Below are 26853 nucleotides of genomic sequence, written 5' to 3'. Positions count from 1 at the left end.
CGACCGGGCCAGCATGCGCCGCATTGCATAATCTCCCGACCGCTCGAGCCCTGTCCGCCATGCAGTTCGCCGTCCCGCCCGATCATCCCTCCCTGCCGGGGCATTTCCCGGGGCGTCCCGTGGTGCCTGGCGTCGTCGTGCTGGAGCGTGTGATGGAGGCGATCGAAGCCGGGCATGGGCCCTTGGGTGCGATGCGCCTGCCGCAGGTGAAGTTCGTGCAGCCTTTGTTGCCGGGCGAAACGGCAGAGGTTGTGCTGGAAGGCGAGGGCCCCCGCTGGCGATTCCGCGTGCTGCGCGATGGCGCCACGATCGCCTCGGGCGAGGTCGCCCTGGCATGAGCGAGAACTGGAAGCAGCGCCCCGAAGGCGGTGGCTGGTTCGCCATCTGGCTGATCCGCACGATCGCGCGCCGTGGCGGCCGCGTGGTGGCGCGCGCGTGCCTGTATCCGATCGTGCTGTATTTCCTCGCGATGCGCGGACCGGAACGTCGCGCCTCGCGCGCCTACCTCACGCGTGCGCTCGGGCGTCCGGCGGGCCTCGTGGAGGTCGCGCGCCACATCCACGCGTTCGGGGCGACGATCCTGGATCGCGTGTTCCTGCTTGGCGAACGACTGCGTCGCTTCAACCTCCACGTGAGCGGGCTCGACGCGCTGCATGCGAGCGTGGATCGCGGCCGTGGCGTGCTGCTGTTCGGTTCGCACCTGGGCAGCTTCGAAGTGCTGCGCGTGCTCGCGCGCGAGCGCCCCGACATCAACGTGCGCGTGGTGCTGGACAAGGCGCACAACCCGGCGATCACGCAACTGCTCGACGCACTGAATCCCGACATCGCCGCGACCGTGATCGACGCGGGCCAGGACGGTCCCTCGCTCATGCTCGCCATCCAGCAGGCGGTCTCCGAGGGCGCGTTGGTCGCGCTGCTCGTCGACCGCACGCAGCCGGGCGAAGGCGCCTATCCGGTGGACTTCCTCGGCGCCCCCGCGCAACTGCCCAGCGCACCGTGGCAGGTCGCCGCGGTGCTGCAGGCGCCGATCGTGCTGGCCTTCGGCCTGTATCGCGGCGGCAACCGCTATGACCTGGTGTTCGAGCCGTTCAGCGACGGCATCGTCGCGCCCCGGCAGCATCGCGCCGTGGTGCTGGGCGAATTCGTCCGTCGCTACGCCGCGCGCCTGGAAGACCATGCACGCCGCGCGCCGTACAACTGGTTCAATTTCTACGATTTCTGGCAGACCCCATCGCCACAGGACGGAGCGCCCACGCATGAATCGCGGCAGCAAGATCGGACGCAGGAAGGCCTGGCTGCTCGCGCTGCTGGCGACGACGTGCGTGGCGGGAGCGTCGGCCGCGCCGCCTGATACCGCCGCGGGCGCCGACGCCGGCTGGATCCTCGCGCACCTCGCACGCCCCGCACCCACGCAGACCGACTTCGTCGAACTGCGCGGCTCGGCGCTGCTCAAGGCGCCGCTGCGCATCGAAGGCGAATACAAACGCCCCACGGACGACACCCTGGTGCGCGCAGTGCGTGCGCCGTACGTGGAAACCACGACCATCCGCGGCGGCGAAGCCACCATCGAACGCGGCGGCAAGGCGCGTCGCTTCTCGCTGAGCCGCGTGCCGGAACTGCAGGGCCTGCAGGCCAGCTTCGGCGCGATGCTCTCCGGCGACCGCGCGCAGCTCGAACGCTATTACGCGATCGATGCCTCGGGCACGAAGCAAGCGTGGACGCTGCACCTGGTGCCGCGCGACAAGGCGCTGCTCGCCAAGGTGCGCGACATCGCGCTGCACGGTCGCGGTGCGGAACTGCGTTGCATCGAAACGCGCCCGGCGAAGGGCGACACGCAGCGCACCCTGCTCGCCGGCGCCGCGCGCAGCGCGCACGGCGTGGATGACGCCCAGGCCCTCGCCGCGTTGTGCCAGGCGCAATGAGCGACACCCCGTTGCGCCCCGGCCTGCGCCTCGCGCTGGCGCTGCTGTGGCTGGCGATCCTCGTGGTCGCGGGCTGGGCGATTTCGCGGCACCTCGAACTGAGCGGCGACCTGCGGCGCTTCATGCCCAGCGCGCGCACGCCTGCGCAGAAGTTGTTGATCGATGAACTCGGCGAAGGTCCGGGCTCGCGCCTGTTGCTCGCTTCCATCACCGGCGGCGACGCCGAGTCGGTGGCCGCGCAATCGCGCGCGATGCGCAAACGCCTGGCGCACGACGCGCGCTTCGTGCTCGTCGCCAACGGCGAAGGCGGGCTCGAAGCGTTCCCGCAACGCTTGCGCCCTTATCGCTATCTCCTGTCGCCGACCCTCGACACGCATCGCTTCGACGCCGCCTTTCTCGGCGAACAACTGCAGGCGCGCGTGGAAGACCTCGGCTCGCCCGCCGCCGCGTTGGTCGAACCGCTCGTGCCGAGCGATCCGACGCTGGAAACGCTGGCGCTCGCGGAAACCTGGGAACCAGCCACCGCGCCGCAACGCCTGCACGGCGTGTGGTTCGATCGCGCGGGCCACAGCGCCTTGCTCGCCGTGCAGACGCGCGCGGCCGGCTTCGATCCCACCGGGCAGCAGGCCGCGGTCGATGCGATCCGCGCCGCTTTCGATGCAGCACGCGGGGGTGCGAAGAGCACGCTCGTCCTCACCGGCCCCGGGGCCTTTTCCGTCGAAATCGGCGGTCGCACGCAACGCGAAGCGGGCTGGATCGGCACGATCGACACGATCGGCTTGCTCGTGCTGTTGTTCGCCGCGTATCGCAACTGGAAGATCCCGCTGCTGGGCGCGCTGCCCCTGGCGAGCGCGGGCCTCGCAGGACTCGGCGCGGTCGCGTTGTTGTTCGAAGGCGTGCATGGCATCACCGTCGCCTTCGGCTTCACGCTGATCGGCGTGGCGCAGGACTACCCGGTCCACTTCTTCAGCCACCAGCGCACGGGCGTGAAGCCGTGGGCGAGCGTGCGCGCGCTGTGGCCGACGCTGGCGACGGGCGTGGCCTCCACGTGCATCGCGTATGCGACCTTCTTCGTCTCCGGCGTCGAAGGCCTGGAGCAGCTCGCGGTATTCACCATCGCCGGCCTGGGCGCCGCGGCGTTGACGACACGCTTCTTCATGCCCGCGCTGGTCGATCCGGACCTGCGCGACCCCGCGCAGTCGGCCACGCTGGAACGCATGCGCGCGTGGATCGCACGCGTGCCGCAGCCGCGGCTCTCGCTGGTGTTCGTCGGCCTTGTCGCATTGGCGATCACGCGCTTTGCGCCCGGCCCGTTCTGGCAGAACGACCTCTCGCGCCTCACGCCCGTGCCCGCCGATGCGCTCGCACGCGACGCGCACCTGCGCCAGGAACTCGGTGCGCCGGACGTGCGCTACGTGATCGCGGTGCAGGGACGCGATGTCGAAGATGCGCTGCAGCGGAGCGAGCGCCTCGCCGCGCGGCTCGAACACGCGCGCGCAGCCGGCGGCGTGCTCGATGGCTTCGATCATCCCGCGCGCTACCTGCCCAGCGTGCGGACGCAGCACGCGCGCCAGGCGCAACTTCCGGATCCGGCCACGTTGCGCGCCACGCTCGACACCGCCGTCGCCACCACGCCCCTGCGCAGCGACGTCTTCGCGCCGTTCCTCGTCGATGTCGAAACCGCACGCACCGCCGCGCCCTTGCTGCCGCGCGACCTCGCCGGCACGCCCTTGGCGATCCGCGTCGATGGCTTGCTGCTGCAACGCGCGGGCCATGCCACCGCGCTCGTCTCGCTCACCGGCCTGCACGCACCCGAGGCCGTCGCGCGCATCGCGGCGGCCGAGGGCGGGTCGCTCGTGGATCTGAAGCAAGCGTCCGAGTCGCTGGTCGCGGCGTATCGCGGGCGCGTGCTGTGGGCGCTCGGCCTTGCCGCCGTCCTGCTCGTGGTCGCCGTGTGGGTCGCGTTGCGCTCGCCCCATCGCGTGTGGCGCGTGCTTGCCCCGATGGCGCTCACGACCGTGATCATCCTCGCCGTGCTGCGTGCCTTCGGCGTGGAGCTGAACCTGTTCCACCTCGTCGCGCTCATCCTCGCCGCGGGCCTGGGACTGGACTACGCGCTGTTCTTCGAACACGCCGGCGACGATCGCGAGGAACAACTGCGCACGCTGCACGCGGTGATCGTCTGCAGCCTGATGACCTTGCTGGTGTTCGTGCTGCTCGGCCTCTCGTCGATCCCGGTGTTGCGCGCCATCGGCAGCACCGTTGCGCTCGGCGTAGTGGCGAACTTCGTACTCGGCCTGCTGATCGCGCGGCATCCGCACAAGGAAGGCGAATGAGCGTCGGCCGCGAGGTGATCGCCGCGCTCGTGCCGCACGGCGGCGCGATGTGCCTGTGGGACGAGGCGATCGAATGGGATGCCACGCGCATCCGCGTGCGTAGCCTGGGCCATCGCGACCCGGCGCATCCGCTGCGCAGCGGCGGCCGCCTGCGCGCGATCCACCTGTGCGAATACGGTGCGCAGGCGATGGCGGTCCACGGGGGCCTGCTCGCCCGCGAACGCGGCGGGACCGCGCCGCCCGGCATGCTGGTGGCCCTGCGCGGCGTGGCCCTGCACTGCGAGCGCATCGACGACCTGCCCGGTCCGCTCGAATGCGAAGCGGAGGCATTGATCGCGGGCGAGGGCGCGCAGCAGTATCGTTTCACCATCCGCCATGGCGACACCGTGCTGGCCGAAGGCCGCGCCGCGGTGATGCTGCAACCGGAGACACCGGCATGACCCTGCAACGACGCGCGCTCGTCACCGGCGGCAGCGGCGACATCGGCGGTGCGATCTGTCGCCAGCTGGCGGCCGATGGGGTGCACGTGATCGTGCATGGCAATGCCAACCGCGCGCGCGCCGAAGCGGTGGTCGCGCACATCCGCGATGCAGGCGGCTCCGCGCAGGCCGTGGCCTTCGACGTCGCCGACCGCGATGCCACGCAGGCCGCCCTCACCACGCTGCTCGCCGATGGCCCCATCCAGATCGTGGTGAACAACGCGGGCATCCACGACGACGCCCCGCTGGCCGGCATGTCGCCGGAACAATGGCATCGCGTGATCGATGTTTCGCTGCACGGGTTCTTCCACGTCACCCAACCGCTGCTGCTGCCGATGGCGCGCCTGCGCTGGGGACGCATCGTGAGCGTGTCGTCGGTGGCCGCCGTGCTGGGCAACCGCGGGCAGGCGAACTACGCCGCGGCGAAGGCGGCGCTGCATGGCGCCACCAAATCGCTCGCCCGCGAAATGGCCTCGCGCGGCATCACGGTCAATGTCGTGGCGCCGGGCGTCGTCGCCGGTGCGATGGCGGCGGAGGCGTTTCCGCCGGAGGTCATCAAACAGATGGTGCCTGCGGGACGCGCGGCGACGCCGGAGGAAATCGCGGCCGTGGTGCGCTTCCTGTGTTCCGATGGTGCGGCTTACGTCAATGGCCAGGTGATCGGCGTCGATGGCGGGATGAGCTGACGCGCGCTTATGCTTGCGCCGGCCGACGGGGAGTCGGCCTTCAATCACTCCAAGGGAATCCACTGCATGATCCGTATGCTTCGCTATGCGTTGCTGTCGCTGTTGCTCGTCTCGACGTTCGCCGTTGCCGGTGAAACCGGCAAGCGCAGCGACAACCAGGACCCGAAGCCCGAGCCGGGCAAGGCGCTCATCGTGTTCGTCCGCGTCTCTGCCGGCGGCGCGCTGATCAGCTCGTCGGTCTACGACGCGCCGGACGGCGAGACCAAGTTCATCGGCATCGTCCAGCGCGGCAACAAGGTCGCCTACCAGGCCGAACCGGGCCCGCACCGCTTCATGGTCATCGCCGAGAACGCTGACTTCATGGACGCCACGCTCGAAGCCGGCAAGACCTACTACGCGCTCATCAGCCCACGCATGGGCGTGTGGAAGGCCCGCTTCTCGCTGCTGCCGATCCACAACGACCCGGCGGCCGACGAGAGCCTGCAGTCGAACGACTTCAAGAAGTGGATGGGCAAGACCTCCTTCTTCGAAGCGACCGAATCCAACCTCGCCTGGTACGAAGCCAACAAGGCGAGCGTGGAAGAGAAGAAGGCCGACTACCTGAAGAAGTGGAACGTCATGCTGCCGCAGGACAAGATCCTGCTGACGCTCAAGGCCGAGGACGGCGTCTGATCCAGGCGCGCTGAATCACCCTTGCAGAATCACGCTTGCTGAATCACGCGCGGGACGACGCCGGATCCACCAGGTTCGGCGATCGTCCCGCGAACAGCGTCAGCAACGGGCTCGCCATCAACGTGGTCACGATCGCCATCACCAGCAGCATCGTGAACAGCGACGGCCCGATCAGGCCTGCATCCAGGCCGACCTTCATCACGATGAGTTCCATCAGGCCGCGTGCGTTCATCAGGGCACCGGTGGCGAAACTGTCGCGCCAGCCATAGCCCGCCAGGCGCGCACCCAGCGCGCCGCCGACCACCTTGCCGAACACCGCGGCCGCGAGCACGAGCAGCAGCGCACCGATGCCCGCACCGACGAACGCATCGGGCGTCGTGCTCAAGCCCGCGAGCGCGAAGAAGATCGGCATCAGCAGCACGATGGCGACGTATTCCAGGCGCTCGACGAGGCAACGCAACAAGCGATCGTCGCGCGGCAGGCACGCGCCGAACAGGAAGGCGCCGAACACGGCATGCAGTCCGAGCCATTCGGTGAGCGCCGCGCAGGCGAGCGCGCCGATCAGCATCGCGGCAAGCAACATCTGCGAAGGCTCGCCGCTCGGTGCATAGGTGCGCAGCAACCAGCCATACAAGGGACGCAGCAGGCCGAACACGATCGCCGCGAGGATGACCAGGCCAATCAGCGTGCGCAGGAACCCGCCGCTGCCGCCCCCCGTGAGCGCCACCACCACCGCCAACATGATCCAGGCGAACACATCCGCGATCGCCGCCGAGCCGAGCGAAAGCCGTCCGATCCTCGTCTGCGTCAGCCCGCGGTCCTTGAGGATGCGCGCCATCACCGGGAATGCGGTGATCGACATCGCGGCTGCCATGAACAACGCGAAGGGCCAGAAGCCCACGCCCGCGGGCGCCAACGGATGCAGGAAGGGCGAGATCGCAAGCCCCGCCGCCATCGGCAGCACCACGCCGAGCACGCCGACGAAGCCCGCGGACTTGATTTGCGCACGCACGCCTTCGGGTGCGCGCAGCTCCGCGCCGACGATGAACATGAAGAGCACCAGGCCCAGCATCGACAGCGACGACAGGCCGGCCAGCGAGGACTTCGCGAACAATTCCGCGTGCACGTCCGGCGCCAATGCACCGAAGACGATCGGCCCGAGCACGATGCCCGCGGCCATTTCGCCGATCACCGCCGGCTGCCCCAGGTACTTGAGCAGCATGCCGCACGCGCGCGCGACGACGAGGATGACGACCAACTGCAGGAGCAACAGGCTCATCAGGCGATGGTCTCGCGAGGAATGAAAGGAGCTTCGACTTGCGTATCGCGGGCATACCACGCGCCGTCGAGGCAGCGCGACGCATCGCGGTCCGCCTCCGCATGGGGCGCGAGCAGCGCGTCCAACCCGTGGTCCCCGATGCCCGGATGATCGCGCCGCGCTTCCGACAGGATCTCCGTGGCCAACCAGCGCATGCGATCCACGTTCGCGCGCAGGCGCGCTTCGAATGCCGCGTCGTCGAGCACGTCGTTGAGTGCTCGGTTCATTTCATGGAACCAGTCGATCGCCCACTGGTTGAGGAAGCGGCGATCCGGGCGCAGCGGCCCGGTGTTGCGCTCGCCCCACTCGCGCAGCAGCGGTTGCATGGCGAGGTTGAGCGCACGACCCTGCGAGAACGCATCGCGCAGGCGGCCGAGCAAGGCGATCGACGTCAAGCGCTGACCGAAGAACAACGGCGCGAGCAAGGCCCAGTAATACGTGTAATCCCAGATCACCTTGACCGGCATGACCTGCGCGTCGCCGAACAGCGGATACTGGCCCTGGAACAGCGTCAGCGTGTTGCCGTAGAACGAGAAGTACAGCTGTTGGTAGATCTCCGCGAAGGGCGCGAAGGACTGGCCAGCGCGATCCTTGCCGATCAGGTCGCAGACGAAGGTGTTGCTCATCGCGATGAAGTCGCTGCCCGGCGAATAGAACGGATCCAGGAACAACCCGGCCTCGCCCGTCAGCGCCCAGCGGTCGCCGGAGAACACCTGCTTGCAGTCGTAGGAGAAGTGGCGGAAGAACAGGAAGTCCTGCAGCGCGTGCTCGGGCTTGTCGACCGTGCGCGCGACGCCCGGCTGGTGCTCGCGCAGCCACGCCATCGCCTTCTCGTGCGTGTTCATCGTTTCCAGCGGATGCATCTTCGCGTCGCAGACGATGCCCAGCGAGTGCGCGTTCGACGCCAGCGGGATCAGCCAGAACCAGTAGCCCGGCCCGCACATGTGGTTGGTGGAACGCCAGCGCGCAGGCGGATTGCAGCGCGCGAGCCAGTCGGCGTCGTCGGACCACTGCTGCGGCTCGATGTAGCCATCCACGCGCCACCAGACCGCATTCGCATCATGGTCGTTCGTGGCGGCGAGCCCGAGCTTGCGCTTGAGGATCGACGCACGCCCCGCGGCATCGACGACCCACCGCGCAGCGAGCGTGTGCGTCGCGCTTTCGTGTTGGAACTCGACGACATGCTCGGCCTCGTCCTGCGCGAGTTCGACGCTGCGCACCGTGGCGCCATCGAGGAAGCGCACACCCAGCGCGCGTGCCTGCTCCCCGAGGAAATTCTCGAAGCGCCCGCGATCCAGCTGCCACGATGGCGTGGGCAGCAATTCGCTCACGCCCAGTTCCGTGCAGCGGTCCAGGTCCTCGCGCCCTTCGCTGAAGAAGAAGCGGAAGCCGAACTTGCGCAGTTGTTGCGTTTCGAGGTGCTCGCGAAACCCGAGGACGTCGGCGAAGTAATGCGCGCCGATCTCCACCGTGGATTCGCCGACCTTGAACGCGGCCTCGCGCACCGGATGCGTGCGGCGTTCGAGTACCGTCACCGCGATCGACGGATCGCGTTGCCGCAACTGGATGGCCAGTGTCAGACCGGCGAGGCCGCCTCCCAGGACGACGACGTCGGTCTGCTGGCTCATGTCCGTTCCTGGATCGGGTCGGCGAGGGGCAGGCCCGCGGGCGCGAACTCGCCGGTCGGGTCGTGGATGACGGGCGGATGCGCGCGCGTGCGCCGGTATTCGTTCAACACGTCGCCGTGGCCGATGACCTGCTTCACCACGTGCGAGGTGATGCGCCACAGGTCCTGCAGGGGGCGGAAGTGGCTCTTGCGGAACTGCGCCGCGGCGCCCGGGCCCTGGTAGCGCGATTCGATCGGCACCGAGACCACGCGCACGCCGAGTTCGCGCGCCGCCGTGATCAGGATCTGCGCTTCGAAGACGAAGTTCTCGCCCGGCACGTCTGCGAGCGCGCACACGTTCGCGGGGTAGTAGCGCTGGCCGCTCTGCGTGTCGGCGATGCGATAGCCGCAGCCCCAGGAGATGCCCCAGTCGCCGAATTCGTTCGCGAGACGCCGGTGGATCGGCTGCTGCGCACGCTTGCGCAAACGCGAGCCGATGATCAGCGCGCCCGGGAAGCGCACGGCCGCATCGAGCAGGCGCGGAATGTCGTCGGCGAGGTGCTGCCCGTCGCCATCCATCGTGAGCGCGCCGTCGAAGCCGCGCGCGAGCGCTTCGGCGAATCCCTCGCGCAGCGAAGCGCCCTTGCCGCGCCGCGCTTCGTGGCGCAGCAGCATGATCGGCAGGTCGGCGACGCACTCGGAGGTGCCGTCGTCGGAGCCATCGTCGATGACGATGACATTCGGGCAGTGCGCGAGCGCGCCGGTGACGACCTCGCGGATGCGCAGCGACTCGTTGAGCGCCGGGATGACGACGCAGATGCGTGAGGCGAGGGCGGTGGCATCAACCATGCACGATGTCCTTGGCGAGGGCGCCTGTGTGCGCGGTGGTGTCGGGTGCGTCGATGCGCACCCGCAGCCGGCGATCATGACCGGCGGTGAGATGGACTTCGCCCGCGCCGTGCGCGAGCGCTTCGAACAAAGGCAGCATCGGGGCCGAGGCATTGCCGCCGGCCATGCGTGCAAGCACGTCGGCCGGCGTGGTGGCCGCATCGTCCACCATCTCGACCGCGATGCGCGGCGCGCCGGGCTTCGCCTCTCGCGAAAGCACCAGCGCGGCACCGAGCAGGCCTTCGCTGCGCGACATCGGCGACAGCGGCCCGGTCGATGCGCCGTCGTAACCGACCAACAGCACGGCGTCCTGCCCCGCGTGCAATTGCACGAGCGCTTCGACCAGCCCTTCGGCGAAGCTCGCGTCGTACGCACTGATCGCGGTCGTGGCCTGCGTGCAGCCCGCGCCGATCGTCCAGTAGCCCGCGGCGGCGTTGTGCACGGAGTTGTGGAAGCGCGTGGGCGACACCGAGCGCGGGTCGGCGACGAGCGTGCTGCACATGTAGTCGGTGATGCCCAGGTCGCCGTGCGTGGAAGCGAACACGGAGGGCAGGTCGCGCGGTTCGCGGCCCGCGGCCTGACAGGCGGCGAGCGCGACTTCGAGTGCGACCGCCACGGTGTCCGGAGCGCGGCGACGCTCGTTGGGTGCAAGCACCTGCGGCGACGGCCGCGCGGGCGCGCCTTCGGGCAACGCGCCCTCGCGGACGAAGGCGCGCGCGGCGTTCCAGTCCGGCAGCCCGTTGCACCAGAAGCCGATGCCTTCGACGGTCGCGGCAAGCGTCCTCATGCGGCGGCGAAGACCAGCGAGCAGTTGTTGCCGCCGAAGCCGAAGGAGTTGTTCATCGCGTAACGGATGCGGTGCTCCTGGTTGTCGAAGCGAATCTGCGCGCCGCACGCGGGATCGCGCTGCGCGCTGTTGAGGATGCCGGGCAGCACGCCATGTTCGAGCGCGAGCAGCGCGGCGACGGACTCGACGATGCCCGCTGCGCCGAGCGTGTGCCCGGTCCAGCCCTTCGTCGAACTGGCGTGCAGCGACTCGGGGAACATCGCCGCGATCGCTTGGGCTTCGATGGTGTCGTTGGCGGGCGTCGCGGTGCCGTGGAGATTGAGGTAACCGATGTCGGCGGGCTGCAATCCGGCGCGCGCGAGCGCATCGCCCATGGCCAGGCGCGCGCCCAGACCTTCCGGATGCGGCGCGGACATGTGGTGCGCATCGCTCGATTCGCCGTAGCCGCGCAGCGCGAGCGCCGGCGTGCCGTCCATGCGTTCGAGCAGCGCGAAACCACCGGCTTCACCCAGCGAGAGGCCGTCGCGCGTGGCATCGAAGGGCTTGCACTGCGCCTGCGAGACCAGGCCCAGCGAGTTGAATCCGTAGAGCACGCTGCCGCACAGCGTGTCGACGCCGCCGACGAGCGCTGCATCCGCAAGACCCGCGTCGATCAGGCGCGCCGCCTGCGCGAACACCTTCGCGCTCGACGAACACGCCGTCGCGACCGTCACGCACGGGCCGCGCAAACCGGTGGCCTGGCGCAGGAAATCGCCGAGCGAATGCGGCGTGTGCACGATCGGGCGTTGCAGGTCGGCGGGGAATTGGCCGTCTTCGAGGCGGGCATAGGCTTCTTCGCTCGCGCCGATGCTCGAGGTCGACGTGCCGACCACGATCGCCACGCGCGTCGCGCCCAGGCGTTCACGCGCTTCGGCCACGGCCGCCTGCATGCCGTCCTGCTGCAGCGCCAGCCACGCGAGGCGGTTGTTGCGGCATTCCCACTGCGCGAGCGCCGTCGGCAGCGCTTCGGTTTCCAGCCCATCGACGCGGCCGATCCAGCAGTCGAGGCGCGCCTCGTTGCCGAAGTCGTTCGGACGCAACCCGCCGCGTCGTTCCCTGAACGCGTTCAGCTGCGCATCGCGACCGCGCCCCAGCGCCGTGGTCGCCGTGTATTGGCGGATCGCCAACGGCGTCACCGGCGAAACGGACGAGCCTTGTGGCGAGGAAGTGAAATGCACACGCGGCTCCTCGGGGGGTCGCGAGCGAGTATAGCGACCGGTCCGTCATGGGCCAGCGTGATGGAAACGCCCCAAATCCGCGATTCAGGGGCGCCCGGCGGCGGGCGTACACTTGCCCGCGCTGCACGCGTCCCCATCTCCTTCGGCAATGCCCACTCGCACCGCCCATCGCCTTCGCCTCGCGGTCGACCTCGACGTCATCCATACGGGCCTGGTCACGCTCGCCGCCTGCACGCTCAGTGCGGGCTTGGTGTACGTCGCCTATTTCCTGCATGTGTTGCGCGTGGCGCGCCGCGCGCCGACGACGCCCGAGCACGGCGACTGCGTCCTGGTGTTCGGCAAGCACGCACCGCGCGGGCGCATCGACGCCGACTTCGCGTTGCGCCTGGAGCGCGCGGCCACGCTGTGGCGTGAACGTCCGCCGCGCGATCTGATCCTGCTCGGCGGCGGCGCACCCGATGAACCCAGCGAAGCGGAAATCGCGCGCGGCGCCTTGCTCGCACGCGGGCTCGCGGCCGGCCCCGCGCTGCGACTGGAAGCGCAATCGCGCGACACGCTGCAGAACCTGCGCAATGCCCGCGAACTCCTCGTCGGCGAAACGCCTCGCCGCGTGACCCTGCTCAGCAACCGCTATCACCTCGCACGCTGCGCCCTGTTCGCGCGCCAGCTCGGCTACGACTGGGAGCTGTGCGCCGCCGAAGCCCGCCTCCCGATGCGTCCCTCCACCCTGTTCCACCTCGCAGGCGAAGCCTTTTTCGTGTGCTGGAGCGACCTCGGCACGCGCTGGGCCCGCTTCATCGGGGATCGGCGGATGCTGGCGCGGGTGACCTGAGGTCGCGGGGGCAACCCCGAACTTGTCCTGTTGCCGTTGTCCCTCCCCGGGCACCAGACTTGGGGGCAGGGGACATGGACAAGGATCGTTGCATGCGGCGTTGCATCGTCGGTGTGGTGCTTTTGGGTGTCGCGGGGTTTGCGAGCGCGGGTGACGCGCCCGAGGCCAGGTTCCAGAACGACCAGTTGCGCATCCGCTTTCCCGTGGCGATGCAGGTCATGGGCAACGAGCGACTCGATTCGCGCGTGCAGATCACGCCCGAGACCTCGAAGCGCACCTGTTCGTGGACCGACGATACCGAGATCAGCTGCAGCTTCGAAAAGACGCTGCCGCTCGCAACGCGCTACCGAATCGCGCTTGCGCCCGAGCTGCTGAAGGCTGCGACGGGAACGTCGTTGCCGGCCCCGTCGCTCATCGCCGACACCGACCGTCCCACGCTCGATGCGTCGGTCGATTGGAGCGCGGTGCATCCGCGCGTCATGGTCGCATCGCCGCATCGCGTGACGGAGGAAGCGTTGCGTGCCGCCTTGCGCGTCACGGTCGACGGCAAGCCGCAGGCCTACGAATTGACGCAAAGAACCCGGGGCTATTCCCGCGAAGCCAGCCGTTTCATGCTGGAGGTGCCTGCCTCGCCGCGCGAAGCCGTGCTCGAGGTGCGCATCGTGCCCGGCCTGCGATCCGAAGACGGTCCCTTGCCCGGAACGCAGGACGAAGCCCTGGCGCGCGTCGTCATCGGCGAGCCGTTCCAGGTGCGCGGCATCATGTGTGCCGGCAGCGAAGCACCTCTCGTTTCGAACGTGGTCGACGGCCATACCAGGATCGATGGGTGCACGCCGGGCGAAGCCATTCGCCTGCAGTTCTCGCAAGCCCCCGAGCAAAGCGCCCGCGAGGCCTGGGTCAAGGAATGGCCGGAGGGCCTGCGCTTCCGCGGCGCGTCCGTGTCGTACGCACGCAGCGACCGCAAGGAGAGCGACACGGCACCTTTGCGCGCGCCGGGCTGGTGGATCGAGTTCGCGATCGACGATGCGCACGCACAGCGACAGTTCACGGTGCCGGCGATGCAGGCCGCGGCGCACGAAGTCCTGCTTTCGCCCGTCGAGGTTGCGGTCCGGACCGGCGCGATGCGACCCGCGCTCTACGCGCCCTTCGACCGTGCGCTGCTGGAAAAGGGCGCATCGGCGCAGGTCCGCGTGGTGAACGCCGCGCCGCAGTCGTTGCAGCTGGCCACCATCGCGCGTGACGCGAAGCTGGCGACGTGGAAAAGCCCTGCCGCCGGCGACGCGCCCGTGGATGTCGAACCCGACGTCGTGCGCAAGACCCTGCGCGATGGCGGCTTCGTCGATTGGCGCGCGGAAAACACGCCCGGCAAATTCACGTCGGGCGCGATGGCGGTCGCCCCGGACTTTGACGTGTACGCCGTCATCGGCCGGCGCGAGGTCGTCGCGTGGGCACACGACTGGGACTCCAGCGCGCCGATTGCCGGCGCACGCGCCGAACTCCTGCTCCGCCGCACGCCCGATGCGTTGCCCGAAGGCGTGGCGAGCGCGACGACCGATTCGAACGGCATGGCCACGGTGGAATTGCCGGAGGATTTCCCGCTCCCCGATTCCCGCGACGCGCGCGCCGTGGCCCGATGGTTCCTGCGCGTGGAAGGCAAGGTGGGACGCGCCGTGCTGCCGCTGGCGTTTTACGACTGGAACAGCAGCCTGCTTGCGACGCCGGCGCAGGAAGGGTTCGGCGTTGCCGATCGCCCGGTGTACCGCGCGGGCGACACCGTGCATTGGCGCCTGTGGGCGCGCCAATGGCGCAACGGCGTGCTGGTCCCGCGCAACGCATCCGCGCCGATCGACCTGGTGCTCACCAACTATTACGACAAGCCCGTCCTGACGTGGACCGGGACCCTGGATGCGACGGGCGCCGTGTCCGGCGACACCGTCCTGCCGGTGCACCTCGACGACGGCGATTATTGCGTGCGCGAAGCCGGCGACAAGGCCGCCATGCGCGTGTGCTTCTTCGTGGGCACGTTTCGCGCACAGGATCTATGGATCCGCGCGAACACCACGGCCCGCATCGTCCGCGAGGGCGACACGCTTCCGCTCGACATCGAGGCGGGTTATTACTCCGGCGGTACCGCCGCAGGCGCCGCGATCGACAACATCGAGAACCAACTCGAACCGACGCCGCTCGGCGAGGCCTATCCGCAATGGCGCGACTACACGTTCGCGCAGGCGCGCAACCGATGGGACGAAAGCGAAATAGCCGGCCTGGCCGACCGGACGATCACCCTCGACGGTTCGGGCCGCGCGCGCCTGTCGCTCCCCGTCACGTTCGACAAAGCGGCGCACGCCCTTCCGCCCTTCGGCACGATCATGCTGTCCGCGGAAGTGCAGCTGAGCGATCGGGACAGCACGACAAGCAATTTCGTCAAGCTGTCCTATGCGCGCTTCACGCGTTATGTCGGGCTGAAGCTGGGGACGCAGTGGCTCGACGACACCTCGCCGGTGCAACTGACCGGTGTCGTCGTCGATGCCGAAGGTCGCGAGGTGCCCGCCGATACCATCGACGTGGACGTCTATTACGCCGAGAAATCCGACAGCGGTGGCGGCGAAAAGGTGCACGCCTGCAGGATCGCCAAGGGGCAGGCAACCGATTGCACCTTCGAGCGTCGAAGGACCGGCTATTACCGATTCGTCGCGCGCAGTGGCGATGCCGCGCCCGCCGAACCCGAGTATTACGTCTGGGCTTCGTCTGGTGGCGCACGCGAAGACAAGCCGATCGAGCTGGACCTCGCCGACCAGGTCGGCACGGCAGGCACACCACTTCGCACGCTGGTGAAGCAGCGCAAGCCCGGCCCGGTGCTGTTCGTCTTCTCGGCGGACGGGCGCATCCTCGACGCCGCGGTCATGGACCTCGTCGCCGGCACGCACGACGTCGAATTGCAGACGCAGCCCTCCTGGCCCCGCAATGTCACGTTGCGTGCCTACGTGCGGGGTGAGCGACAGGCCGATGTCCTGCCCGCCGGGTTCCGCCGCGCAGTGCCCACGTACGAGAAGACGCAAAACGTGGAATTCGCAGCGTCCCCCGACAGCCGGGTTCCCGTCAGCGTGGCGTTCGCGCCGACGCAATCCGCGCCCGGCGCCAAGGCGCACCTGGTCCTGCACAACACGAGCGATTCCACGCGCGACGTCACGCTGACGGTCGTCGACGACGCACTGGCCACGCTTGGCGCGGAACAGTTCGAAAACATGAATCCGCGCAACATGCGTGCCGCCGTCGGCACCCACTGGGATTCCCTCGGGGACTCGGGGTTCGGCGGATGGAACCAGGACCGATGGCGCTGGCTGATCGGCAAGCCGAACGATCCTTCGACCTGCACGACGGATTGCGTGATCACGATGATGGGCAACGGGGCGATCAACCCCATCGACGTCTCGAGCGTGGACTCGAGCATGCCCTTCGCGCGGGACACGACGAACGTTGCGCTGCTGGCGCCCGGGACGGTTCGTCGGAACGCGGCCGCACCTCCACGGCAATCGGACGACTTCGAAGGGCTCGACACCGTCGAGGTGGTGGGCGCTGCCGCAATCGACCCATTCGCCTACGACGCATCGGCGACGCCGCACGTGGCGCGCGATGAATCCAGGTCCGTGGACGCGTCACCAAGCCGCGGGCCGATCCGCATACGCACGCAATTCGCCGACACCGCCCTGTGGCGCACCGACATCGTCCTCGCGCCGGGCGAGACGCGGACGGTGGACTTCGTCGTGCCCGACAACCTCACGCGCTGGCGCGCGGTCGCGTGGAGCGACGACGGACGCGGCGATTTCGCGACGGCGGACGCGACGCTCGAAGCAGGCCTTCCCGTGGAAGCGCGCCTGCAGTCCCCGGTGCGCATCTACCCCGGCGATCGCAGTCGCATTGCGGTGAACGCGCGCCAGGTCGCCGCGCACGCCGCGCAGGCGCAGGCCACGTTGCAGGTGGATGGCGGCGGCACCCGCGACTCGCATCCGGCAACGCTCGCATTGGCGCCGCAGGGACAGGCCAGTTTTGGCGTGTCCTTTGCACCGAGCGCACCCGGCCCGGTCCTGCTCACCGCGACCGCGTCGACCGACGACGGGCAGGATGGCGTTGCGCAGGCACTGGAAGTCGCATCCACCGCGATCGCCGCACAACGCACCCAGGCCGGCTGGATCGGAGCGCAGCCGCTCGCGCTGCAATTGCCGGCGCTGCCCGCGGGCGCGAGCAACCCGTACCTTCGCGTCAGCGTGTGGCGCGGCAACGACGCCCTCGTGCATGCCTGGACCGAAGATCTCCGCGACTACCCGCACCGTTGCTGGGAGCAGATCCTGAGCCGCGCAGTGGCCGCCGCACTCGCGGTGCAGCGCAACGATTCGGCGTGGCCCGACGCCAGAGCCGTGGTGCAGGAGGCGCTCGACAACGCGTCGGTGTTCCAGTCGGACGACGGCGGCATGCGGTTCTTCAAGACGGAGTACCAGGAGCATCTCGATATTTCGTCGAATGCTTCGCTGACGGCTTATACGGTGGATGCCTTCGGATTGCTTCGCGCCCTGGGATACGCCATTCCTTCAGGCGTGGACGAGGACGCACGCAATTACCTGGAATCCGTCGCCAAGTCTTCTTCCGACGATCAGAAGAACCAGCGCGCGATTGCTGCAGCCGTCGCCGATGACGCCGCCGATGTCGCGAAGCTCCACGCTGACTTCGCCACGCTCGACCTGCCCGCGAAGGTCGCCGCGGCCCGCGCGCTCGCACGCGCCGCCGATCCGCAGGCAGGCGCGACGATCGCATCGCTCCTCGACATCGCACCGAAACGTGGTGAAGCCCGCGTACTTGCACGCAGTGGAGGCTGGTCGACCTGGGACCGCTGGATGAGTTCGCCCATGCGCGAACAATGCGAGCTGATCCGCCTGCTCCAGGATTTCCCGCAGTACGCGCCCGACGGGGCGAAGCGCGCGCTCGTCGCGGGCCTGTCCGATCTCTACGCCGGCGGCGTTCCGGAAGTCGACACGCAAACGGGCGCCTCATGCCTGCGCGCGCTGCACGGGGAAGGCGCCAGCGATGCCTCGGCGGTCGGCGTCGACGCGACGCTCGGCGTGCAAACCGAACACCTCGCGCTGCGCAATGGCGAGGTGCGCGCGGAGGCCGGCTTCGAACTTCCCACGCCCAAAGCCACGTTGCGTATCGCCGCAAGCGGAACACTCGCGTCCCCGGTGGCCTACCTGGCGCACCTCGACTACAACGAAGACGCACGCCAGGCGCAAAGCACCGCGATCGGTTTCTCGCTCGAACGCCGCTACGAAGCGCTGCGCGGGAACAAGTGGGTCCCCGTGGCAGGAATCACCCTGAAGGACGGCGACTGGGTGCGCATCACGCTCACGGTCGTGAATGCGCGCCCGCGCCGGTTCGTCGCCGTCACCGACGATCTGCCCGGTGGGTTGCGCCCGACGGACCTGTCGCTCGCGGCCGTCGCGGGCGTGGACATGGAAAAGCTGGGCGACGAAGGCGATTGGGCGTTCTACGAGCGCAAGCTCGACCCCCGCAAGCCCAGGTTCTACGCCGAGGAGCTGTGGCCGGGGCGCCATGAGATCCGCTACTTCACGCGCGTGTCCAACGCCGGCGATTACCTCGCCGCCCCGGCCGTCGCCGAGTTGATGTACGGCGAGGCGACCCGCGCCCGCACCGCCGCCGCCCGGATCCGCATCCCCGATCCGGCGCCCGTCCACGCCGCCCCCTGATCCTCACGCCGAGACTGCGACACCGTCATCGCCGCCCCTGACCACCGGCAGGGGCGGCACCCCGCCACCCGTGCGATAGCATCGGGGGATTCGTTTTCCTGATCAGGGGCGGGCAATGGGTATGAAGCTGGAGCGCGGTGCGTCCGCGTTGGTGTTGTGCGCGGGCGTCGCGCTGTCGAACGGGGCCGCCGCGCAGGCGCAGGTCACCGAAGCCGACTACGCGCGCGCGGAAAAGATGCTGTCGATGACGACGGCGCCGCTGGTCGACCACGCGATCCAGCGCGTGAAGTGGCTCGACGACGGCCATTTCGTCTACCTCGACAACGACGTGAACGGCACGCGCCTGATGCGCATGGACGTCGCGACCGGCCAGGCGGCCCCCGCCTTCGACCACGCGCGCATGGCCAAGGCCCTGTCGGCGGTGGTCGGCAAGCAGGTCGATGCGAAGCGCATCGACAAGACGGTGCAGGGCGTGACCCTTGCCGGCGACGCATACGACTTCAGCGTGCGCGGCACGCACTACCTCTGCGACATCGCCAAGCCGAACTGCAAGGCCAAGCCCGTCGCCAAGGGCCAGGACGGCGACGGCCCCGGCAACGTGTCGCCGGATGGCAAGCGCGAAGCCTTCATCCGCAACTGGAACCTGTGGGTCCGCGACCTCGCGACCGGCAAGGAAACCCAGCTCACCACCGATGGCGTGAAGGATTTCGGCTACGCCACCAACAACGCCGGTTGGGTGCACGACGACAGCGCGATCCTGGTGTGGTCGCCGGATTCGTCGAAGATCGCCACCTTCCAGCAGGACCAGCGCAAGACGAGTTCGATGACGGTGGTGTCCACCAACGTCGGCGCGCCGAAGGTCGAGACCTGGAAGTACCCCTTCGTGGGCGACAAGGACGTCACGATGATCGAGCGCGTCCTGATCGACGTGCCGACCGCGAAGATGGTCCGCCTGAAGATGGCGCCCGACCAGCACCGCTCCACGCAGTGCGACGACGTCAGTTGCTTCGGCGGCTGGGAAGACGTGCAGTGGGCGAAGGACGGCAAGTCCATCGCGTTCGTGTCGTCTGCGCGCGACCACACCAAGGCCACGCTGCGCACCGCCGATGCGGCGACGGGCACGGTCAAGGACATCTTCGACGAGAGCGCGAAGAACTGGTTCGAATCCGGCATCAACGCCATCAACTGGCGCTACCTGTCGGACAGCAATGAAATCCTGTGGTGGAGCCAGCGCAGCAACTGGGGCCACCTGTACCTGTACGACCTGTCCACCGGCAAGATGAAGCAGCAGGTGACGCACGGTGACTGGAACGTGGCCGAAGTGCTGCGCATCGATCCGGCCACGCGCACCGTGTGGTTCACCGGCGTCAACCGCGAAGCCGGCCACCATCCGTACCACCAGCACCTGTACCGCGTGAACCTCGACGACGGCGCCGAGCCGGTGCTGCTCTCGCCGGAAGACGCGCAGCACGACTTCGTGCTGTCGCCGGACGGCAAGCGCGTGGTCGACACGTACTCGACGACGACCGTCGCGCCGGTCTCCGTGCTGCGCGACACCAACGACGGCAAGGTCGTGCAGGAAATCGCGAAGGGCGACCTCACGCGCCTGAAGGCCTCGGGCTGGGTGGCGCCGGAACCGATCGTCGTGAAGGCGCGCGACGGCAAGACCGACCTGTACGGCCAGATGTTCAAGCCCTCGAACTTCGATCCGAACAAGAAGTACCCGATCATCAACTACATCTACCCGGGTCCGCAGGTCGGCTCCGTGCGCAGCTACGGCTTCCTGCCGGCGCACGGCGACAACCAGGCGCTCGCGGAGCTCGGCTTCATCGTGGTCGCCATCGACGGCATGGGCACGCCCTACCGCTCGAAGGCGTTCCATGACGCCTACGCGAAGAATGTCGGCGACAACACGCTGCCCGACCAGATCACGGGCATGAAGCAGCTCGCCCAGCGCTATCCGTTCATCGACCTGACCCGCGTCGGCATCTGGGGCCATTCGGGCGGCGGCAACGCCACCGGCACGGCGATGTTCCGTTACCCGGAATTCTTCAAGGTCGGCATCGCAGAGAGCGGCAACCACGACAACCGCAACTACGAAGATGACTGGGCGGAGAAGTGGCAGGGCCTGCTGGTCGCGGGCAAGGACGGCAAGTCGAACTACGACGACCAGGCCAACCAGAACCATGCCGCGAACCTGAAGGGCAAGTTGCTGCTGATGCACGGCATGATGGATGACAACGTGCCGTCGTCCAGCACGATGCTCGTGGTGGATGCGCTGATCAAGGCCAACAAGGATTTCGACTTGTTGCTGCTGCCGAATGCGCGCCACGGCTATGGTGAGTACTCGCTGTACGTGATGCGCAAGCGTTGGGATTACTTCGTGACCAACCTGCTTGGCGCATCGCATCCCGACGCGTATTCAATCAAGCCTGTTCGCTGAGAGGTTCAGCTACCGTCCTGTTGGGTGAAATCGGCGTGTGCGCACTCGTGTAGGGTGTGCGCCCATGACCGCAGCCGCAGACAACGGATATCGCGATCGACTGCGCGGCGCCACCGGCACCGCGCACGTTCGCCTCGATGCACGCTTCGCGCAGGGTTTGCGCGAAGCGCGCCAATACCGCGTGTACCTGCTGGGCATGCACGCGTTCGTCGCCAACGCCGAACGCGCGCTCGCCACGGCGACGCTCGGCCCGGGCTGGCATGCGTGGCGCGATACCGCGCGCACGCCCTGGCTCGATGAAGACCTCGGCGCACTCTCGCTCGCGCCGCTCACCGCAGGTCCTGCGCTCACCGTCGCCAACGACGCGGATGCCGCGGGGCTGCTGTACGTGATCGAAGGCTCCGCCCTCGGCGCGACGCAACTGGTCGGCGACGCGCGTGCCCTCGGCCACCAAGCGGGCACCGGTGCCACCTTCCTGCATCGTCACGGCGGCCTCGGCGCGGGCAAGCGCTGGCGCGCCTTCGTGCAGTGCCTGGAAGACGCCGACTTCGACACTGCCGGCGAGCGCACGATGCTCGAAGCTGCCGCACGCGCCTTCGCCTGCGCCGAACACGAATTCCATCGTGCCGACCTGGCGCACGCCGGCGCCGGAGGATGATCTTGCAGAACGACGACCGCACGCTTGGCACGCCCGGCGAGATGGACTGCGCGCGCGAGGCCATCCATCTCAGTGGCGCGATCCAGCCGCACGGCTATCTCCTCAGCTGCACGCTTCCGGACTGGGTGGTGCGGCACGCCTCGGCCAACATCGCCGGGTTGCTCGACATGCCGCCGGACCAGGTCATCGGCAAGCGCCTGGGGGAACACGTTGCAGACGATGTGTTGCAACCCTTGCTCGAGGCCATCGCCTTGCTGGAACCGGGTGCGACGCCGCAACGCGCCGCGGTCGGCAACATCGGCGCGCTGGCGCACCTGTGCGACATCAGCGTGCATGTCGCCAGTGGCTTGGTGCACCTGGAGATCGAGCCGCGCACGGTCAACGCCGTTCGCCAGGCGCCCACCGTCGTCGCGCAACGCATGATCTCGCGCGTGAGCGGGGCCGCCGACATGCGTGGCTTCCACCAGCGCAGCGCGGAGGAAATCCGCCAGCTCACCGGCTACGACCGCGTGATGGTGTATCGCTTCCGCCACGACGACGCAGGTGAAGTCATCGCCGAAGCGCGTGCCGACGACATGGAACCCTTCCTCGGCCTGCGCTTCCCCGCCTCCGACATTCCGGCGCAGGCGCGCGCGCTGTACGTGCGCAACCGCATCCGCGTGATCCCGGATTCGCGATACCAGGCGGTCCCGATCCTGCCGGGCCGCGATGTCGCGGGCGCGCCGCTCGACCTGAGCCAGCACGCCTTGCGCAGCGTCTCGCCCGTGCACCTGGAATACCTGCGGAACATGGGCGTGGCCGCATCGATGTCGGTGTCGATCGTCAGCGGCGGGCGCTTGTGGGGCCTGATCGCGTGCCATCACCGCGAACCCCGCCTCGTGCCGCCCTCCGTGCGTGCGGCGGCGGACATGTTCAGCCTGTTCGTGTCCATGCGGGTGTCGGCCGCGGAACAAGCCATCGCCATGCAGCACGAATCGCGCGCGCGCGAAGTGCGCGACAGGCTCGCGCTGCGGCTGTCCGGGCGTGAGGACCTCTCGACATCGCTCATCGGCGCGCTGGACCTGCTGGAAAGCGCGGTGCCGTGCGATGGCATCGCGCTGCGCAGCGACGGTCAATGGCACACGCACGGCCGCACGCCGACGCTGGACGGCCTCCCGCACGCCCTCGAATGGGCGCGCGGGCAAGGCGCCGATCGCTTGCCGGCCACCGACCACGCCGCGTCCTGGCTCCTGCCCGATGCGAACGAAGGCCTCGCGGGCGTGCTCGCGATCCGCTTCGGACGTCGCGACGACTGGCTGTTGTTCTTTCGCCGCGAACAGGTGGAAGACGTCGTGTGGGCGGGCGATCCGCACAAACCCATGGTCGCCACCGACGACGGCGTGCGCATCGCACCGCGCAAGAGTTTCGCCAGTTGGCGCGAAACCGTGCGCGGCCGGAGCCTGCCGTGGTCCGACGCCGATCGCACCGCCGCCGAGCGCCTGCGTTGGTTGTTGCAGGAGCGCCCGTGGCAACCGCTGCCCGACGATGCGGAGAATGTCAGCGACATGCGCCTGTTCCGTCGTCGCCACGTGCTCTCGGAACAGAAGTCGCGCCTGGACCAGCTCGGCGCCCTGCTCGACGGGCTCGGCCACCTCGAAGACGCGGAAACCGCGCGTATCGGCGAGCGCATCGCGGCGCTCGAAGCGGAACTGCGGCAGTTGATGCTGGGGAATTCCCTGTCGTAAGGTCGGTGGCCTCCCCCCGCCGACCGAGCTCATGTCCGATTTCCGCGCGTCCGACGCCACCCCCGCCACCCAACGCCTCAATCCGCTGCCCGCGCTGATCTTTTCCTCGCGCTGGCTGCAGCTTCCGCTCTACCTCGGGCTGATCGTCGCGCAGGGCGTGTACGTCTACCTGTTCGTGAAGGAACTGCTGCACCTGATTTCCGCCACGCCGCACCTGGGCGAACAGGAAATCATGCTGATCGTCCTCGGCCTGATCGACGTGGTGATGATCTCGAACCTGCTGGTGATGGTGATCGTCGGCGGCTACGAAACCTTCGTCTCGCGCCTGCGCCTGCACAACCATCCCGACCAGCCGGAGTGGCTGAGCCACGTCAACGCGAGCGTGCTGAAGGTGAAGCTCGCGATGGCCATCATCGGCATCTCCTCGATCCACCTCCTCAAGAGCTTCATCGAAGTCGGCATGGTCGATGGCCTGCCGCTGTGCGCCTCGCCCGCGGGCATCGAAGCGGTGCGCGCGCTGGCGGGCACGAGCCTGAAGGCCTGCACCACCATCACGGCCACCGGCGTGCTGTGGCAGACCATCATCCACAGCGTGTTCATCGTTTCGGCGCTGGGCATCGCCTGGACCGACAAACTGATGACGGGCGCGGCCAGCAAGCGCGAGCACGCCCACGCGCATTGAGGCAAACGCCACCGTGCGCGCCGTTTTAGAATGGCGCGCATGGATGTCTCCCACCTGCTCGACGCGCTGAATCCGGCCCAGCGCGAGGCCGTCACTGCGCCCGCCGGGCACTATCTCGTCCTCGCCGGCGCCGGCAGCGGCAAGACGCGCGTGCTCATGCACCGCATCGCGTGGCTCACCGAAGTGATGGGCGTGCCGCCGCACGGCATCCTCGCGGTGACCTTCACCAACAAGGCCGCGGGCGAGCTGCGCCATCGTGCGGAGCACCTGCTGCGGCACGGCACGCGCGGCATGTGGATCGGCACCTTCCACGGCCTCGCGCATCGCCTGCTGCGCATGCACTGGCAGGATGCGCGGTTGCCGGAAGGCTTCCAGGTGCTCGATTCGGACGACCAGCTGCGCCTGGTCAAGCGCGTCGTGCAGCAACTGGAACTCGACGACACGCGCTTCCCGCCGCGCCAGATCGCGTGGTGGATCAATGCGCAGAAGGACGAAGGCCGCCGCGCCGAACACATCCAGCCCGGCAGCGACTGGTTCATGGACACGATGCGGCGCGCCTACGCCGCCTACCAGGAACGCTGCGAGCGCGCGGGCCTGGTCGATTTCGCCGAGCTGCTGCTGCGTGCGCACGAACTGCTGCGCGACAACGCGGGCCTGCTCGCGCACTACCGCCATCGCTTCGGCGAACTGCTGATCGACGAGTTCCAGGACACCAACGCGATCCAGTACGGCTTCGTGCGCCTGCTCGCGGGCGATACGGGCCATGTGTTCGTGGTGGGCGACGACGACCAGGCCATTTATGGCTGGCGCGGCGCCAAGGTCGAGAACGTGCAGCGCTTCCTGCGCGACTATCCGGGCGCTTCGACGCTGCGCCTGGAGCAGAACTACCGCTCCACTTCCAACATCCTCAACGCCGCGAACGCGGTGATCGCGCACAACCCCGATCGTCTCGGCAAGCAGTTGTGGACCGACGCGGGCGAGGGCGAGGCCATCGACCTGTACGCGGCCTACAACGAAATCGACGAAGCGCGCTTCGTCGTCGAACGCATCCGCCAATGGGTACGCGACGGCGGCAGCCACGGCGAGTGCGCGATCCTGTACCGCAGCAACGCGCAGTCGCGTGCGTTCGAAGAAGGCTTGCTGGCCGAACAGATTCCCTACCGCGTGTATGGCGGCATGCGCTTCTTCGAGCGCGCCGAAATCAAGGACACGCTGGCCTACCTGCGCCTGATCACCAATCGTGCGGACGATGCGGCCTTCGAACGCGCGGTCAACACGCCCGCACGCGGCATCGGCGAGCGCACGCTCGACGAAGTACGCCGTCGCGCGCGCGAAGACGCGATCGATCTGTGGGAAGCGGCGAAGCGCACCAGCCAGGGCACGGTCCTCGCCGCGCGCTCGCGCAACGCACTCGCTGGTTTCCAGATGCTGATCGAGGCGCTGCAAGTCGAAACCGCCGCACTGCCGCTGCAGGAGAAGATCGACCATGTGCTCGCCCGCAGCGCGTTGCGCGAGCACTACGCCAACGAATCGAAGGGCCAGCTGGATTCGCGCACGGACAACCTGGACGAACTCGTGTCGGTCGCTTCGCGCTTCGTGCACGGCGACGACGAGGAATCGGCCGCGCTGAGCGAACTCGTCGCGTTCCTGAGCTACGCCGCCCTCGAAGCGGGCGAAGGCCAGGCGCAGGCGGGCGAGGACGGCGTGCAGCTGATGACGCTGCACAGCGCGAAGGGCCTGGAGTTTCCGCTCGTCTTCCTCGCGGGATTGGAGGAGGGCCTGTTCCCGAACACGAAGTCGTCGGAAGAGCCCGGGCGATTGGAGGAAGAGCGGCGCCTGGCCTACGTGGGCATCACGCGCGCGCGGCAGAAGCTCGTGCTCAGTTACGCCGAGGCGCGCCGCATCCACGGCTCGGACATGTACGGCATTCCTTCCCGCTTCCTGCGCGAAATCCCCGCGCCCCTGCTCAACGAAGTGCGCCCGCGCGTGCAGGTCTCGCGGCCTTACGCGCCGCAGGGCCGGCGCGAGTTCGCGGTGGCGGCGGTCGATCCGCCGCCCGTGAAGCTGGGTTCGAACGTGCGCCACCCCACCTTCGGCATCGGCGTGGTCACCGATTACGAAGGAACGGGCGCGCACGCCCGCGTGCAGGTGAATTTCGACGACGCCGGTTCGAAGTGGCTGGTGCTCGCTTACGCGAACTTGCAGCCCGCCTGACCCCAGCCCGCCTGGGCCTTCAGTCGTGGCCGACGGAGGCCTGTAGCGCGCTGGCCAGTGCGGCATCGCCGCTCACCAGTGCGTTCCATGCCAGCTCGATGCCCTTGCGGCGGCCTTTCTCGACGAGCTTGAGCCCGTCGGGTGCGATGGTCAGCGTGTAGAGCTGTTCGCCGATCTGGAGTTCGCGACGGATCGGCTTGTCGAGCTTGGTCATCATGGCCTCCGCTGGGCGGTGAGGAGAGTCACCACTCGTACAACTTGAAATACACCGGCGTGTCGCGCGTGCCCTGCGGCGTGCGGTCCAGGTGTCCGTCGCCGTCGCTGTCCACCAGGTAGTAGACCGGCCCGCGCTTGGGCGAGATGCGGACCATCGCGAGCGCGCCGTTCACGCGGTACTCGGTGACGACGTCGCCGTTGGTTTCGGTGCGGGTGGATTCGGCCGCGTTGGCCGGGGTGGGCGGTGCGTTCGGATCCACCGTGGCGCAGGCGGCCGGCAGCAACGCGGCAAGCGCGATGGCGGGCCAGACGATACGGCGTGCGATGCGGGCAGCGTGCGTCTTCATGGCCAAGCCTCCTGCTGTGGCGAACGGGAAAGAAATATACGCCCGGCCGATGTGTCGGAAAGGTGTCGGC

Annotated in this window: 21 protein-coding genes; 14 read left to right on the top strand and 7 right to left on the bottom strand. The window is 68.6% G+C overall.

The features are described 5' to 3' along the window. The first annotated feature begins 59 nt into the window (after positions 1 to 59). The 7 genes from LVB87_RS04140 (at position 60) to LVB87_RS04110 (ending at position 6095) form a co-directional block, all read left to right on the top strand. A complete protein-coding gene (locus tag LVB87_RS04140; protein ID WP_232899652.1) occupies positions 60 to 338 on the top strand; it encodes a hypothetical protein in 279 nt (92 codons plus the stop codon). Further along, positions 335 to 1351 (top strand): acyltransferase, encoded by a 1017-nt coding sequence (locus tag LVB87_RS04135; protein WP_343223408.1) that lies wholly within the window; start codon positions 335 to 337, stop codon positions 1349 to 1351. Before LVB87_RS04140 ends, LVB87_RS04135 begins: the two co-directional genes overlap by 4 nt. Then, the gene (locus tag LVB87_RS04130) at positions 1257 to 1922 is read left to right on the top strand and encodes a LolA-related protein (RefSeq protein ID WP_232899651.1); all 666 of its coding nucleotides are present in this window, start codon (positions 1257 to 1259) and stop codon (positions 1920 to 1922) included. Before LVB87_RS04135 ends, LVB87_RS04130 begins: the two co-directional genes overlap by 95 nt. Continuing rightward, a complete protein-coding gene (locus LVB87_RS04125; RefSeq protein ID WP_232899650.1) occupies positions 1919 to 4258 on the top strand; it encodes an MMPL family transporter in 2340 nt (779 codons plus the stop codon). The genes LVB87_RS04130 and LVB87_RS04125 overlap by 4 nt, the downstream gene beginning before the upstream one ends. Continuing rightward, complete coding sequence (locus LVB87_RS04120) at positions 4255 to 4698, top strand: phosphotransferase (RefSeq protein WP_232899649.1); 444 nt, start codon at positions 4255 to 4257, stop codon at positions 4696 to 4698. The genes LVB87_RS04125 and LVB87_RS04120 overlap by 4 nt, the downstream gene beginning before the upstream one ends. Then, positions 4695 to 5423 (top strand): 3-oxoacyl-ACP reductase FabG, encoded by a 729-nt coding sequence (gene fabG / locus LVB87_RS04115; RefSeq protein ID WP_232899648.1) that lies wholly within the window; start codon positions 4695 to 4697, stop codon positions 5421 to 5423. Before LVB87_RS04120 ends, fabG begins: the two co-directional genes overlap by 4 nt. Before the next feature lie 66 nt (positions 5424 to 5489). Next, a complete protein-coding gene (locus tag LVB87_RS04110; RefSeq protein WP_232899647.1) occupies positions 5490 to 6095 on the top strand; it encodes a hypothetical protein in 606 nt (201 codons plus the stop codon). Positions 6096 to 6138: 43 nt separating this feature from the next. Here the strand turns inward: LVB87_RS04110 and LVB87_RS04105 are convergent, their stop codons facing one another. Genes LVB87_RS04105 through LVB87_RS04085 form a run of 5 tightly spaced genes read right to left on the bottom strand, consistent with a single transcriptional unit; the run spans position 6139 to position 11869 of the window. Next, positions 6139 to 7374 (bottom strand): cation:proton antiporter, encoded by a 1236-nt coding sequence (locus LVB87_RS04105; protein ID WP_232899646.1) that lies wholly within the window; start codon positions 7372 to 7374, stop codon positions 6139 to 6141. Continuing rightward, entirely contained in the window at positions 7374 to 9041 is a 1668-nt protein-coding gene (locus LVB87_RS04100; protein ID WP_232899645.1) for a tryptophan 7-halogenase, read from the bottom strand. The genes LVB87_RS04105 and LVB87_RS04100 overlap by 1 nt, the downstream gene beginning before the upstream one ends. Then, positions 9038 to 9868 carry a glycosyltransferase family 2 protein gene (locus LVB87_RS04095; protein WP_232899644.1) on the bottom strand — a complete coding sequence of 277 codons (831 nt, stop codon included), beginning with the start codon at positions 9866 to 9868 and terminating at the stop codon, positions 9038 to 9040. Before LVB87_RS04095 ends, LVB87_RS04100 begins: the two co-directional genes overlap by 4 nt. Continuing rightward, a complete protein-coding gene (locus LVB87_RS04090) occupies positions 9861 to 10694 on the bottom strand; it encodes a beta-ketoacyl synthase chain length factor (RefSeq protein ID WP_232899643.1) in 834 nt (277 codons plus the stop codon). Before LVB87_RS04090 ends, LVB87_RS04095 begins: the two co-directional genes overlap by 8 nt. Next, on the bottom strand, positions 10691 to 11869 hold the full coding sequence (locus tag LVB87_RS04085) for a beta-ketoacyl-[acyl-carrier-protein] synthase family protein (RefSeq protein ID WP_232900447.1): 1179 nt from the start codon (positions 11867 to 11869) through the stop codon (positions 10691 to 10693). The genes LVB87_RS04090 and LVB87_RS04085 overlap by 4 nt, the downstream gene beginning before the upstream one ends. A 190-nt stretch (positions 11870 to 12059) precedes the next feature. Here LVB87_RS04085 and LVB87_RS04080 point away from each other — a divergent pair, with 190 nt between their 5' ends. The 7 genes from LVB87_RS04080 to uvrD all read left to right on the top strand — a co-directional run bounded on the left by LVB87_RS04080 (position 12060) and on the right by uvrD (position 26220). Then, positions 12060 to 12743 (top strand): YdcF family protein, encoded by a 684-nt coding sequence (locus LVB87_RS04080; RefSeq protein ID WP_232899642.1) that lies wholly within the window; start codon positions 12060 to 12062, stop codon positions 12741 to 12743. A 92-nt stretch (positions 12744 to 12835) separates the two neighbouring features. Then, entirely contained in the window at positions 12836 to 18499 is a 5664-nt protein-coding gene (locus tag LVB87_RS04075; RefSeq protein WP_232899641.1) for an MG2 domain-containing protein, read from the top strand. A gap of 121 nt (positions 18500 to 18620) precedes the next feature. Then, entirely contained in the window at positions 18621 to 20942 is a 2322-nt protein-coding gene (locus LVB87_RS04070; RefSeq protein WP_232900445.1) for a S9 family peptidase, read from the top strand. A gap of 64 nt (positions 20943 to 21006) precedes the next feature. Further along, positions 21007 to 21600, top strand: a complete 594-nt coding sequence (locus LVB87_RS04065; protein ID WP_232899640.1) for a biliverdin-producing heme oxygenase — start codon at positions 21007 to 21009, stop codon at positions 21598 to 21600. Beyond that, complete coding sequence (locus LVB87_RS04060) at positions 21597 to 23324, top strand: GAF domain-containing protein (RefSeq protein WP_232899639.1); 1728 nt, start codon at positions 21597 to 21599, stop codon at positions 23322 to 23324. Before LVB87_RS04065 ends, LVB87_RS04060 begins: the two co-directional genes overlap by 4 nt. 31 nt (positions 23325 to 23355) lie before the next feature. Beyond that, entirely contained in the window at positions 23356 to 24006 is a 651-nt protein-coding gene (locus tag LVB87_RS04055; protein WP_232899638.1) for a TIGR00645 family protein, read from the top strand. 39 nt (positions 24007 to 24045) lie between these two features. After that, positions 24046 to 26220 (top strand): DNA helicase II, encoded by a 2175-nt coding sequence (gene uvrD / locus LVB87_RS04050; protein WP_232899637.1) that lies wholly within the window; start codon positions 24046 to 24048, stop codon positions 26218 to 26220. Between the two features lie 19 nt (positions 26221 to 26239). Here the strand turns inward: uvrD and LVB87_RS04045 are convergent, their stop codons facing one another. Both LVB87_RS04045 and LVB87_RS04040 read right to left on the bottom strand, forming a co-directional pair. Next, positions 26240 to 26434 (bottom strand): hypothetical protein, encoded by a 195-nt coding sequence (locus LVB87_RS04045; RefSeq protein ID WP_232899636.1) that lies wholly within the window; start codon positions 26432 to 26434, stop codon positions 26240 to 26242. A 28-nt stretch (positions 26435 to 26462) separates the two neighbouring features. Beyond that, a complete protein-coding gene (locus LVB87_RS04040) occupies positions 26463 to 26783 on the bottom strand; it encodes a DUF2782 domain-containing protein (protein WP_232899635.1) in 321 nt (106 codons plus the stop codon). Between the last annotated feature and the right edge of the window lie 70 nt (positions 26784 to 26853).

Source organism: Lysobacter sp. KIS68-7, from assembly GCF_021284745.1.
In the GTDB taxonomy this organism is placed as follows: Bacteria; Pseudomonadota; Gammaproteobacteria; order Xanthomonadales; family Xanthomonadaceae; genus Noviluteimonas.
This window is presented reverse-complemented; position numbering and strand designations above follow the sequence as displayed.